We start from the raw sequence: 13053 nt of genomic DNA, 5'->3' as shown, positions 1-13053 counted from the left end.
TTGGGCACCTGCTTCGACTCACGGCGTGGATGGCCGGTCCGTGTCGTACAGGCGGTCCGGGATGAACAGCGCGGTCACGCCACTCAGGAAGAACACCGCGCCGACCACGAGAAAGCCCAGACCGATGGAAAACTGCGTGGCCAGAAAACCGATAACGATAGGCGCCGCCCCCGAGCAGAAACGCCCCAGGTTATAGGACCCGCCCACCGCAGTGCCGCGAATGGAAGTGGCGAAACTCTCGGACATGAACGTGCCGATCGTGCCCAGGGGTACGCCGTACAGAAACCCGAAGAAAAGCATGAGAACGGCGATGTTCTCCCGCGTGTGCCAGAAGATGATCACCGGCAGAAAGAGCGCGGCGCCCACGCAGCCGAGGACATACACGCCGCGCCGGCTCCAACGGTCGCCCAGCCAGCCGGCGAAGATCTTGCCGATGAACGCGACGACGTAAGTCCCGATCATGTACCCCGTCAGTGAGCTGAACTTGATATGCAGCTCTTTTTCGAGGTACGTTGGCAGCCAGTTATTCAAGCCGTAGAAGCCGGAAAGAATGAAAACCGAGGCCAGCGTCCACAGGATAAACAGGGTACGCGTCTGTCGATTGCTGAAAATCACGTGATAGCGGCTGTCGCGCCAGCGGCGCTGACTCGTGCGCTCGATGGCCTGGCTCGCCCGCCAGCTAGCCGGCTCGGGCACCGCGAATTTGATTGCCAGAGCAAACACCACGGGTATCGCCGACACGTAGTACAACGTGCGCCAGCCGTAGTGCGGCAAAATCCAGCTGCTCAGCGCAATGACCACGATATAGCCGGCCGAAATACCGGTCTGCAAGGCGCCCAGAATCAGCGAGCGCCGCTCCGTGGGCACGTATTCGGCAACCAGCGTCGTGACCAGCACCATGGAGCCGATGCCCAACGAACCGATGAAGCGGACAATCGCGAACTCCACAAAGCTGTGCGTGAGTCCAAGCAACCCCGCGCCGAGCGAAAAGAGCGCCAGCGCCCAGACCACCACCCTCACCCGCCCTATGCGATCGCTCGCCCAGCCGCCGAGAATCCCGCCGACTGCCATGCCGAGCAACGTCAGGCTGCCCAATGCGCCGGCCTGGACATTGCTCAGTCCGAAGTCGTCCTTGATGCGCGTCAGCGTGAGGCCGTACATCATGACGTCCGCGCCATCGGCCATGAGCGCAAGATAACCGAGGATGAAAACAAGCAGCCAGCGGCCTTGCGACACCGAAGTCTGGCTCACCGGCGACGCTGTCGCAACACGTTGGGTAGTGGTCATGTCAGAGCGAAGTCGAACTGCTGGCGGTTACCGTATGGCGCGAAACGAGAGCGGGAGCCAGGAAGGAACCGATCAGCAACCCCAACTCTTCATGCCGCTTCGTGTACCACCGCTCCTGATGCGTCAGGTTCATTGTGCCGATGCACAGACCGTCGTACGCGATCGGAATGTTCAGTATCGATCCGAGGCCCATGCCGGTCATCACGGTGTGATCGTCGAATGCTTCGCGGATGCCCTGCGGGGTTTCCGCGCGAAAGGGCTGGAGGTCGAGCAGGATCTGTTTGGCCCACGGCGTGCCGTGCTTTTTCTTGCGCCCGCCAACCGGATAGACGTCGGGCATGTTCGTATAAACGCGCTCCACCTCCTGGTTTTGCGCATCGTAGGACATGATCGTGAAAAGGCTGAAGCCGATTGCGCTTGCCGCCACGTCATGAACCGCACGGAAAATCGCCGTTGGCTGACCCGTGACCCGCATGGCCTTGGCGAGTTGTTCGAGGTTCGACATGTCCAGCGCTTGCGGGCTGGGCGGCGCAGTTTCGATCCGGATGCCTTGCATGGTCTGTGTGGGAAGGTTAGCAAATCACAGCATTCAGCCGTGTATTTCAGTGGAACTGAGCGGGCCTCGAACATCTTGCGTGCGACCGAATTCTTCGGCCTCGATGTCTTCGAGCGAGCGGTTGCGAGTCTCGATACCCAGGAAGAACACCACGCAGGCCCCGATCAGCAGAACCGTCGTGGTCATCGCGAACACACCGAGGAAGCCGAGCACGGGATAGATGAGGCCGACCAGAATGGGCGCGCTCACCGAGCCGATGCGGCCGAACGATGACGACGAGCCGGTACCGGTCGTGCGCACCGCGGTCGGGAATACTTCAGGGGTGTACGCATACACGCCAGCGAACGCACCGTTCATGAAGAACGACAGGCAAATGCCCGCGATCATGATCCCGATTCCAGTATGAGAGAACGCGAGCGCAATCGCCGCTATGCCGCCCAGCAACATGTACGACGCGACCACCGCCTTGCGCCCGATCCGTTCGTTGAGCCATGCGGCCGAGAAATACCCCGGAATCTGCGCGCCGTAGATCGCGATCGAATAGCCGAAGCTCTTCGTCATGGTGAGCCCTTCTTTGAGGAGCAGGCTCGGAATCCAGGAGAAGAACGAGTAATACGCGAACGCGACCGAGAACCACATCAGCCAGCTGACGGCCGTGGTGCGTGCGAGTCGCGGCGACCATAACGTAAGCACGTTCTGCAACGCGCTGCCGCTGGCGCGGGCCGATGCGGGAAGCACGCCGACGGAGCCGACCGGCGGAAGATGAATGCCTCGGCCGGCAAACCATGACTCGATCGTGCTGACGATCCGGTTCGCTTCATCTGTCCGGCCCTGGCTTTCGAGCCAGCGCGGCGACTCAGGCAGCGTTCTGCGCCACCAGAGCAGCATGACGACCGGCAACGAGGTCACCACGGCCAGGTAGCGCCAGCCGTCGACATAATTTCGCACCACGACGAAGCCGAGGATGGACGAACTCAGATAGCCGAACGACATGAAGCCGACCAGCGCCCCGCAAAACATCCCTCTGTAGCGGCGCGGCACGAATTCCGCGAGGAATGGCGCGATCACCACCGTCTCCGCGCCGGAACCAAATCCCGCGACGATGCGCAGCGCGAAGAACGTGTGCCAGTCCGTCGCGGCCGCACTCGCGAGCGACGCGACACAGTAGATGGCCAGCGCCGTCATCATGATGCGACGACGCCCGATCAGATCGGCGAATACGCCTGATAGGAACGCGCCGAAGAAGTACCCGATATAGGTGCTGCTCGCGACGAGCCCTGTTTCGGCGCTGCTCAGGTGCCATAGCTTGCTCACGACCGGCAGCAAAAACGCGAGCGACGATGAATCGAGTCCATCGAACAGATACCCCAAGCCACCGATGAGCAGGAGTTTGCGGTGAAAGCCCGACAACGGAAGTCTTTCAAGACGAGCGGCTACGGCAGACACGGTAACTTTCTCCCTGAAGGAATGGACACGATTTCCGCCATGCCGAGGCTATCGCCCGACCGCGTAGGCCTGCATCTGGCGAGGCGTCGCCGCGCCGCGCATCAGACCGTTTCTGATTCCGACCGCGCAGACGCGCCCGAGCGACCAGGGTTCGGCCACCGTCAGGTCGTGGCCGCGCGCGCGCAATTCGGCCAGGGTGCTTTCCGGAAAACGCGACTCGGCGGACATCTTGCCGAGATGCATCGCGCGCGGGTAGAACGAACCCGGGAAATGCGCGGTCTGAAACGACGGCGAATCCGCGGCTGCCTGAAAATTCATGCCGGCGTGCACGTGTTTGAGGAAGAGCTGGATCGACCATTGATCCTGTTGATCGCCGCCGGGCGTGCCGAACGCCGCATAGGGCTTGCCTGCGCGAGTGACCAGCGTGGGCGAAAGCGTCGTGCGCGGACGGCGACCCGGCCCGAGCGACGACGGCAAGCCCTCTTCCATCCAGAACATCTGCGCCCGCGTGGTGACGTTGAAGCCGAGGCCGGGCACCGCCGGCGACGCCTGCAGCCAGCCGCCCGAAGGCGTGGCCGACACCATGTTGCCCCAGCGGTCGACGACATCGAGATGCACCGTATCGCCGCGCAGTTCGGGCAACGGCGCAAAGGTCGGTTCGCCCTGGCCGAAGCCGCCGGACTGTTCCTTGCCGGCCATCGCCATGATGCGCGCAGCGCGGCGCTCACTGTCGCCGAACGTGCCGGGACGGAATTCGAGCGACGCCCGCCGCGGGTCGATCAGCCGACGACGTTCGTCGTTATAGGCGTCGCTCAGCAGCACATTCATGGGTACGTGCGCGAACGCAGGGTCGCCGTAGAACACCTCGCGGTCAGCGAACGCCAGCTTCGAGCATTCGATGATCGTATGCACGAAATCCGGTCCCATCGGGTCCATGGCCGCGAGATCGAAGCCCTTGAGCAACGCGAGTTGCTGCAGGAACATCGGCCCTTGGCCCCACGGGCCGGTCTTGTGAACACGGAGGTCGCCATAGTCATACGAAACGGGATCTTCGTAGGACGGTTCCCAGCGCGCGAGGTCGCCGGCGTCGAGCAGGCCGCGGTTGCGCTGACCCGACGTGTCGAGAACGGCCGTCGAACCGAAATACTGATCGATGGCATCAGCCACGAAGCCGCGATAAAAAACCTCACGGGCGCGTTCGCACTGTTCGCTGCGGTCGCGCCGGGTATTCGCTTCTCGCAGAATGCGCTTATACGTGTTCGCAATGGCCGGATTGGCGAAGAGCTGGTTCGGCATCGGTGCGTCGCCGTCGCGCAACCATTGCTCGGCCGAAGTCGTCCATTCGGTCCGGAAGAAATCCTTGATGGCGAGGATCGATGAGGTCATGCGCGGCAGCACCGGGTAGCCGTTTTCCGCATAACCGATCGCGTAGCTCAGCACGTCTTCGAGCGGCAACTGGCCGTAATCGCGCAGCATGGCCATCCACCCGCCGAACGCACCGGGCACGACGGCAGGCAGCAGTCCCGTACCCGGCACCACGTCCAGCCCTAACTTGCGCATGCGCTCGATGGTCATGCTCGCGGGCGTTACGCCCTGCCCGCACAGCACACGCACGCGGTCTTCGCGCGCGCTGTAGAAGACGACCGGCAGTTCGCCGCCCGGACCGTTCAGATGCGGCTCGACGATCTGCAGAACAAAACCGGCGGCGGCGGCGGCATCGAATGCGTTGCCGCCTTTCTCGAGCACGGCCATGGCCGACGCGCTGGCCAGCCAGTGCGTGGAAGCCACCATGCCGAATGTGCCGATCAGTTCCGGGCGGGTGGTGAACGACATGCGCTGCTCCTTTGCGATCGCGGAAGACTGGCGACTGAACCAATCACGATAGGTACAACTTGAACAAATGCCAAAGATGCTGCCCAAGCTGGTGAATTTCACGTGATGCTAACCCGAAATCTTATTGCAATATACCGGGTCAAAATATTTTCTGGAAACTGCGCGCCACATCGCGTCAATTCTGCTACCTTCGGCACCAATAAACATTGGTTCGGTTGAGAAAAAATGGAACAGACAGCATTGGAAAGGTTGCTCGGCTATATCGCCCGCCATCAACTCAAGGACGGCGACGCGCTGCCGCCCGAAAGAAAGCTGGCCGAAGACCTTGGCGTCAGCAGAAGGGAACTGCGCTCGGTGCTGGCTTCACTGGAGGCGTCGGGCCGGGTGTGGCGCGGTGTCGGGCGCGGCACCTATCTGGGCGCGCGGCCGCTGAAGTTCGGCCCCACGCTGCGTGGACTGCGCGCGGGAACCAGCCCGGCGGACATCGCCGAAATGCGGCTGCTGTTCGAGCCCGCGCTTGCGGAACTCGCCGCGACCAAAGCGAGCCGGGACGATCTGCTGGAACTGGAAAAGTGCGCGCGCAAAAACGCTGCCGCGAAGAACGATGAAGAGTGGCAGCAATGGGATCATCGCTTTCACTTACTGATTGGGCAGGCCACCCGCAATCCCGCGCTCATTGCGCTGATGGAAGTCATCAACAGCATGCGCGTCAAACCGGACGTACGTGAAAAGACGGTGGCTCAGGAGACCCGGCAGTATTTCGCCCAGCAGCATCAGGCTGTCGTCAATGCAATGAAAGCGCGTGATGGAGAGACAGCGGCGCGCTGCATGCGCGAGCATCTGCTGAGCGTTCAAGGGCGGGCATCAGGTAAGGTGAGCTGATTTCGTGAAGACCGCGCAGTCATAAATTTCAACCGCGCGAGTTCCTTTTCATTCTTGAGTCCATCCGCAATTTGACCTAGAAATGAGGAAGCGCAAATTTGCCCGTTATTCGTATTGAGTTAAACGAGTCACATCATCATCGCTACGCTCAGGAGAGCATCAGTGGTCGCAAGAAAACGAATTCATGCTGCACTCCTCTTCGCGATGATCGCCACGCTTGCGCCGGCCTGTCAGGCGCAAAACACCACTGATTGGCTGGCGAACACCTATGGCACTCTCGCCGCTCATGTTGGGAACGCCGCTCGTTCCATGTGGGTCGCGCCCGAAGGCGTCATCTACACGGCCTCCATGTGGGACGAGTACGAGGGCGGCGTCGCAATCTATCAGAACCACCGCAGCGCCGGATCCATCGGCGCTCACGGCGAATTTCAGGGCAGCGCCATCACGGGTAATGCCAAGTCGATTTTCGTGGCGCTGCAGTACAGCGCGTCGTACGGAAGCGGCGCGGTGGGACGATACAACCGCGCCACCGGCGCTCGCGATCTTTTCATTCAGGTCACGGCGTCGAAGAACCAGCCGCGCGTCGACGTCGTCACCGGACTCGCCACGGCGGGCTCGCTGCTTTATGCGAGCGACATCGACGGCAATCGCGTGCGGATCTTCACCACCGACGGTATCTGGCAGAAAGACATCAACGTTCAGAGCCCAGGGGCGCTTGCCGTGGATGGCGCCGGCAACGTCTGGGTCGCGCAGAAAAGTGCGGGCACGATCGTCGAGTTCAGTCCAACTGGGGCGCTGCTGAATACCATTCAGATGCCTGGCGGATCGCAGCCGTCGGCGCTCTATTTCGATGCGTCGTCGGGACAGCTCATGGTGGGCGATGAAGGGCCCGACATGAACATCAAGCGCTACACGCTCTCGGGTACGCCGACGCTGGCCGGTACGTTCGGCATTCAGGGCGGTTATCTCGACACCACCACGGGCATCAAAGGCCAGGTCGGCGCAAAGCGCTTCACCCGCGTCGCCGGCATCGGCAAGGACACCGCCGGCAACCTCTATGTGCTCAACAACCCGTGGGGCGGAAGCTGGGACCTCGGCCGCAACGGCGGCACCGACATTCATGCGTATAGCAGCGCCGGCACCCTGCAGTGGACGCTGCGCTCCCTCAACCTCGAGGGCGACGCCGTACCGGACCCGCTCACGGACAGCACAATGTTCTATGGCGGCACCAACATCTACAGCGGCGGCGCAGGCGGCGCCTTCGTCGCGAACACCGTCGATCCGTTCGCCTATCCGTCGGACCCGCGCATCGACATCAACGATACGTCACGGGACGAGCACTTCGCTCATCTGGCCACGGTCGGCGCCAACCGGATCCTTGTGGCGTCCGGCCAGAATCCCGACGTCTACTACTTCTTCCACTTCAATGCCGCGAACGGCTACATCGCGATACCGGACGCCACGCTTCCCGGCGCGGCGTTCAAAACCACCGCCCTGGTCAGGGACGGGTTCTGCATCGACAGCAAGGGCGGTGTGTGGGCCGGTCTGGACAGGACCGGCAACATCTATCACTACCCGCTGACCGGCTTCGACGCCAGCGGCAAGCCGACCTGGGGAGCCGGCATTCCCATCCGCATTCCCGCGAGCATCCAGCCGCTGACGCGCATCCTGTACCTCGCGGACAGTGACACGATGATTCTCGGACAGGGCGTGGTCGGGAGTACGGATTGGACCGGGATAGGCACGCGGATCGAGGTGTATCACGGCTGGAGTGCGGGCAATACCACGAAACCCAATCCGGTGATCAACCTCACCCACGCCGGCGCCAAGTCGATTGACGCGGCCGGCCGCTATCTTTTTGTCGGCTACTGGTTCGGCAGCGGGCAAGCTTTGCCGGACATCGACGCGTTCAATCTCTCCACAGGCAACCTCGACGCAACGCTGGTTAACACCAGCCCCCGTACCGTGGACGCCAGCAGCGCGATCGATGCGATGTACAGCGTCAAAGCCTACCTTCGATCGACCGGCGAGTACGTGGTCACGAAGAACAACGTCAAAGGCTCCAGCATTACTGTCTTTCGCTGGACGCCATGACCGGATATAAAGACGTCAATCTTTACGACCGCGAAGTTGCCTACCGCGAGATTTTTTCCAGCTCGATGCCCTTCGTGCGCGGGCCCATCAAGCCGATTGCCAGCATGACGATGAGCATCGCGCCAGCGATAAAGACGAACACCCCAGTGGTGCCAAACTGCTTCAACACGGCGGCAATCAGAAACGCCGTGAAGATCGCGGAAAAACGGCTCCACGAATAAACAAAGCCCACCGCGCGCGCTCGAATGCTGGTCGGAAAAAGCTCGGTCTGATACGCGTGGTAGCTGTACGAAATGATGTTGCCCGCGAGCGTCAGACACACACCGAGACTCACCAGCAACACCGCGCCCGACGCCTGGCTGAACCACAAGCCGCAGACAATATTTACACCTGCCATCACCACGATCACTGTCTTGCGCTCGAATCGGTCACCGATGAAAAGGCCGATCAGCGGACCTACCGGCGCAGCCAAAGCGATCACACTCGAATACATCAGGCTCGTGGTGATCGTAATGCCCTGCTTGATCAGCAGCGTGGGCACCCAGTTCGCAAAGCCGTAGAAGCCAACGGTCTGGAAGATATTGAAGATCGTCATCATCAGCGTGCGGCTGCGGTACGGCGGCACCCACATATCGCGGAAGCTGCCGCGCGGCGCGACTGCCACCGGCGGCGCGGGCGGCGGCAACTCGCGGCCGTATTCGCGGCGCACTTTGGCTTCGAGCGCCGTCATCACGCGGTCGGCTTCGGCAAGACGTCCTTGCTGTGCGAGCCAGCGCGGGCTTTCCGGCAACGCGCGACGAATCCACCACACGAACAGCGCGCCATGCGCGCCGATCAGCACGACCCAGCGCCAACCGTCGAGACCAAGCAATGTGCGCGGCACCAGCAGATACGACAGGAACGCCACCACCGGTACAGCCGTAAAACCGACCGCCTGCTCGCACGCGAACGCGCGGCCGCGAATCTGCTTGGGCACCAGTTCGGAAATGTACGTGCCGATCGTCACCAGTTCGACGCCGATGCCGATCCCTGCCACGAAGCGCCAGAAGTTCAACCCCGTCGCCGTTTCCTGAAACGCCATCACCACATTGGCCGCCGTGTACCACAGCAGCGAATACGTGAACACGGCGCGACGTCCGAAGCGATCCGCGAGAAAGCCACACGCGATCGTGCCGATAAAGAGGCCGCTAAACAGCGCCGCGATGAAACTTGCGACACCGGTCGAGCCGAACAGGCCGTGCGTGGTCGCGCTCAGCAGACCGCTTTTGACGAGGCCTGGCGCGACATACCCGGAGTACAGCAGATCGTAGAGTTCGAAGAAGAAGCCGAGGCTCAGCAACACCACCAGCTTCCAGACGGAGCGCGTGGCGGGCAGCCGGTCGAGACGCGCGGAAATGCTGCCGGCGTCGAGCGGCGCGGCCGCGACGGTGCGATTGACTGTGCTATCGGAATGCGCCGCGCCGCCGCTTTGCTTCGCGACGGACCCGGCGTGATCGGGGGATGCCATGTTGTTTGTCTCCTGGTGATACTCGCGAAACGATAGGGCTCGCTGGACCGGTCTCGCCGGCCTCTTGTACTTTCGCGCGTCACACGCACCACGATGCCGGGCCCGACGGTCCGGCCAGCATTCTAGCCGCGCACGCGCTTCAATTGTTCGAAGGTCGTGATTTTTCCGGCCAGCGCGCTCGCCGCCACCGTGTACGGACTCGCGAGCCACACATTGCCCGGTCCCGAACGGCCCGGGAAATTGCGGTTGATCGCGCTGATCGTCACTTCGTTCGCCTCGGCCGATTGGCCCGGCCCGCAATTCGCGCACGACCCGCAGCCCGGCATGACGAGCGTCACGCCCGCGCGCTCGAAGACCGGCAAATAGCCGCGCTCCTCGCAATACGCGCGCACCGCCATGGTGCCGAACTGCAAGTAGAGACGTGTCCCCTCGGGCACCCTAAGGCCTTGCTCGACGCCCCAATGCAGCACTTCGTGATAGAAATCGAAGTCTTCGCGCTTGCCCGCCGTGCATGAGCCGCCATAAGCGATATCGATGGCGACATCCTGTTCCAGTTGCAGCGCCGGTACGCCGTTGCCGGGGTCGCCGGGACGCGCGAGCATCGGTTGGATCGCGCTTGCGTCGATACTGATCGTGTCGCGATAGGTGGCGCCCGCATCGCTTTTCATCCAGTTTTCAAGGGTGAAATCAACACCGCGCCGCTCTTTGAGAAACGCCACGGTACGCTCGTCCGGTTCCACGATGCCGGTGAAGCCGCCCAGTTCCGCGACCATGTTGGTCAAGGTCGCGCGCTCGTCGATCGACATCGCGCGCACCGCCGAACCGCCGTATTCGAACACGAGGCCGATCGCGCCGCCCGAGCGGATCGCGTCCATTTGCAGCAGATGCAGCACCACGTCCTTCGCGGTCACGCCGTCGCGCAATTGGCCGCTGATTTCAATGCGCAAGGTCTCCGGTACTTTGCAGCGCACATAGCCCGTCACCCAGCTATTGGCGATTTCCGTTGCACCCGCGCCGAATGCGAGGCAGCCGAGCGCGCCTGAATGCGGCGTGTGCGAATCGGTGCCGCACGCCACTTGCCCCGGCAACGCGTATTGCTCGGCCATCAACGCGTGACAGATGCCTTCGGAGCCCGGCATGCCGTCGAGCGCGCCGTGCGAGCGCACCGGATAGTCGCGCGAGAACGACGTATGCCCTTCCATGAGATTGGCGACGCCTGGCAGCAGGCCGTCGCGCACGTGCGGAATGCTTTGCGATGCGAGCACCAGATGATCCTGGAACGCGATGATGTGATCCGGCGCATGCAGCGGCGCCGGCTTGCCGAACGCGCGATGCATCAGATGCGCGCACATGCCGGTGAAGTAATCGTGGCTGAAGCGCCAGTCCGCGGCGATGAACACGCCGTCGCCGCGCTGCGCGCCCACGCTGGCCGGATGCAGATGGCGCTCGATGATCTTCTCGACCAGCGTCTTCGGCTGCGCGGCCTGCGCCATGTCAGCGCAAGCATCAGCGTTAGCGCTATCGCCCACGCGCGGCGCGGGCCAGTCGGCGAACTTGCTGTACGCGAGCAGGCCGCCGCTGCGAATGATCTGCTGCGTGAGCGCGTCGCGTCCCTTGAGAAATTCGTCGATCGGCACCGCTTCTCCCGCGCTCAAACGATCGAGCACGGAAAAGTCAGTCGTGGTGAGAATGCCGATGTTGTCGCAGTTCTGCTGATAGATCCGCTCGAAGCTTTCCGCGACGATCAGCCGGATACCGGCCGAGAGTTCCGCCAACGGACTCGATTCGCGCGACGATCCCTTGCCGTAGCGCTTGCCCGCCACCGTCACCTGGAAGCCGCCGTTCTTCACCGCATTGCGGCCGATCGGCATGCGCTCGCCGGCCTTGAAACCGACATACGGAAACTGGCCGAGGCGCTCGTCGTAGGTGAGCATGACGGTGACCGGCGTGATCTCGTCGGTGGAGACGTTGTCGCGAAGCGGACCGGCTGTGGCGCGCGTGAAGTTCTCGCCGGCGAGTTGCGCCTCGATCACCGCGGGGTCCTGGGACAGGTACAGCACGCGGCCGTCCAGACGAATCGTGTCGCTCATATGCATTCTCCTTGCGACCACTATACGGCGCGCGCGGGCAATGCCGAAGTGCCGGTGCGGCAACGCAGACCTCTCGTTTGGCGATGCTTGGCGCGATGGTGCTGGACATGGTGGTCCGGGCGTTGGCGTGTCACCGCCGGCATACTAAAGCCGGCCAGCGGCACAGGCACGCATCTGCCAATTCGCGCGCCGTGGCGCGCGTCAACCGCCTTTGCCGAGAAACCCGACCAGCGCCGCCGCGCTCGCGCTCAACTGATCGCGCGCCTTGAAGATCATGATGAGGCGGCGCACCGCCCACGCATCGCTCAGAGACAGCAGGCTCACATCGAGCGCATTTAAATAGAGCAGCCCGACCTGTTCGGGCACGATCGCGATGCCGAGACCGGCATGCACCATCCGGCAAAGCGCGTCGAGACTGCTGACGCGAATCTTCACGTCGAGTTGCCGCCCCGCGCCGGCGGCCTGTTGCGTGAGCAGTTGCGTCAGCGCGCTCTCGCTGCGCAGCCCGACGAAGCTGTCATCGAGCAGATCGTTGAAGCTCACCCGCAACGCGCCCGCGAGCCGATGGCCACCCGGCACCAGCACCGCCAGCCGATCCTGCCGGTACGGCACCTGCTCGAACGCCTCGGCGCCCGCCACCGCGTTGCAGATGCCGAAGTCCGCCGCGTGTTCACCGACAATCCGCAGCACGTCGGCGCTATTTTCCTCTTCCAGTTCGATCGACACCTCCGGAAACGCGCGCCCGAACGCGGCCACGTCTTCCGGCAAAAACTGCACGATCGAGGACAGATTCGCCACCACCCGCACGCGCCCTTTCGCGCCCGACGAAAAGCGCGACAACTCCGCGCTCATCTGCTCGATATTGCCGATGATCGCCAGCGCGTAGCGCAGCACGGTCTCGCCGACCGGCGTCACGGTGATGCCGCGCGACTGGCGCTGGATCACCGGCAAGCCGATCACCGCCTCGATCTCGGCGATGCGCCGGCTTACCGCGGACGATGCGATGAACTCGCGCTCCGCCGCGCGCGCGATATTGCGCTCCTGGCAGACGGCAACGAACAGGCGCAGCGAGGTGAGGTCGAGTTTCTTGAGAAGGTTTTCCATTGTTGCTGCTTCATGCGCGGTGAGTCCGTAGAACACGGCATCGGCATGAAGGGAGCCTGGCAGAAAAGATGGGCAAGTGTAACGCCCTTCTCCAGGTCAACCTGTCATTCCCACAACCGACTTTCGATTAGCCTCTTTGCTGATTACACTACGCAACGAACACAGTAAGACGCGTCAACGTCGGCGGAACCCGGCTACGCCTGGTTCCCTATAAGCCAGAAGAAGTTATCCGGAGACACGACATGAACTCACTA

General features: G+C 62.7%; 9 protein-coding genes. 2 read left to right on the top strand and 7 right to left on the bottom strand.

From position 1 onward, the window contains the following. Positions 1–18 precede the first annotated feature (18 nt). Genes BPHYT_RS23095 through BPHYT_RS23080 form a run of 4 tightly spaced genes read right to left on the bottom strand, consistent with a single transcriptional unit; the run spans position 19 to position 5122 of the window. Positions 19–1287 (bottom strand): MFS transporter, encoded by a 1269-nt coding sequence (locus tag BPHYT_RS23095; RefSeq protein WP_012426537.1) that lies wholly within the window; start codon positions 1285–1287, stop codon positions 19–21. Between the two features lies 1 nt (position 1288). Next, the gene (locus BPHYT_RS23090) at positions 1289–1843 is read right to left on the bottom strand and encodes a GAF domain-containing protein (protein ID WP_012426536.1); all 555 of its coding nucleotides are present in this window, start codon (positions 1841–1843) and stop codon (positions 1289–1291) included. A 33-nt stretch (positions 1844–1876) separates the two neighbouring features. Then, positions 1877–3289, bottom strand: coding sequence for an MFS transporter (locus BPHYT_RS23085; protein ID WP_012426535.1), 1413 nt, complete (start codon positions 3287–3289; stop codon positions 1877–1879). 48 nt (positions 3290–3337) lie between these two features. Then, positions 3338–5122, bottom strand: a complete 1785-nt coding sequence (locus BPHYT_RS23080; RefSeq protein WP_012426534.1) for a gamma-glutamyltransferase family protein — start codon at positions 5120–5122, stop codon at positions 3338–3340. Positions 5123–5347: 225 nt separating this feature from the next. On the opposite strand from BPHYT_RS23080, the gene BPHYT_RS23075 reads away from it, so the two are divergent. Together BPHYT_RS23075 and BPHYT_RS23070 are read left to right on the top strand one after the other, a co-directional pair. Further along, a complete protein-coding gene (locus tag BPHYT_RS23075) occupies positions 5348–6004 on the top strand; it encodes a FadR/GntR family transcriptional regulator (protein ID WP_012426533.1) in 657 nt (218 codons plus the stop codon). Positions 6005–6166: 162 nt separating this feature from the next. Further along, positions 6167–8098 (top strand): SMP-30/gluconolactonase/LRE family protein, encoded by a 1932-nt coding sequence (locus tag BPHYT_RS23070; protein ID WP_012426532.1) that lies wholly within the window; start codon positions 6167–6169, stop codon positions 8096–8098. 40 nt (positions 8099–8138) lie between these two features. On the opposite strand, the gene BPHYT_RS23065 is transcribed toward BPHYT_RS23070, so the two are convergent. The 3 genes from BPHYT_RS23065 to BPHYT_RS23055 form a co-directional block, all read right to left on the bottom strand. After that, positions 8139–9605 carry an MFS transporter gene (locus BPHYT_RS23065; protein ID WP_012426531.1) on the bottom strand — a complete coding sequence of 489 codons (1467 nt, stop codon included), beginning with the start codon at positions 9603–9605 and terminating at the stop codon, positions 8139–8141. 122 nt (positions 9606–9727) lie between these two features. Further along, on the bottom strand, positions 9728–11695 hold the full coding sequence (locus tag BPHYT_RS23060; protein WP_012426530.1) for an aconitase family protein: 1968 nt from the start codon (positions 11693–11695) through the stop codon (positions 9728–9730). Between the two features lie 201 nt (positions 11696–11896). Next, complete coding sequence (locus BPHYT_RS23055) at positions 11897–12799, bottom strand: LysR family transcriptional regulator (protein ID WP_012426529.1); 903 nt, start codon at positions 12797–12799, stop codon at positions 11897–11899. Positions 12800–13053: the final 254 nt, after the last annotated feature.

The organism is Paraburkholderia phytofirmans PsJN (genome assembly GCF_000020125.1).
GTDB lineage: Bacteria > Pseudomonadota > Gammaproteobacteria > Burkholderiales > Burkholderiaceae > Paraburkholderia > Paraburkholderia phytofirmans.
The sequence above is the reverse complement of the archived record's forward strand: the minus strand, read 5'-3'. Positions and strand labels throughout refer to the sequence as shown.

Coding starts and splice junctions, on each gene's coding strand:
- BPHYT_RS23095 (WP_012426537.1), bottom strand. CDS start 1,287: ATGACCACTACCCAACGTGTTGCGACAGCGTCGCCGGTGAGCCAGACT.
- BPHYT_RS23075 (WP_012426533.1), top strand. CDS start 5,348: ATGGAACAGACAGCATTGGAAAGGTTGCTCGGCTATATCGCCCGCCAT.
- BPHYT_RS23065 (WP_012426531.1), bottom strand. CDS start 9,605: ATGGCATCCCCCGATCACGCCGGGTCCGTCGCGAAGCAAAGCGGCGGC.
- BPHYT_RS23060 (WP_012426530.1), bottom strand. CDS start 11,695: ATGAGCGACACGATTCGTCTGGACGGCCGCGTGCTGTACCTGTCCCAG.
- BPHYT_RS23055 (WP_012426529.1), bottom strand. CDS start 12,799: ATGGAAAACCTTCTCAAGAAACTCGACCTCACCTCGCTGCGCCTGTTC.
- BPHYT_RS23090 (WP_012426536.1), bottom strand. CDS start 1,843: ATGCAAGGCATCCGGATCGAAACTGCGCCGCCCAGCCCGCAAGCGCTG.
- BPHYT_RS23080 (WP_012426534.1), bottom strand. CDS start 5,122: ATGTCGTTCACCACCCGCCCGGAACTGATCGGCACATTCGGCATGGTG.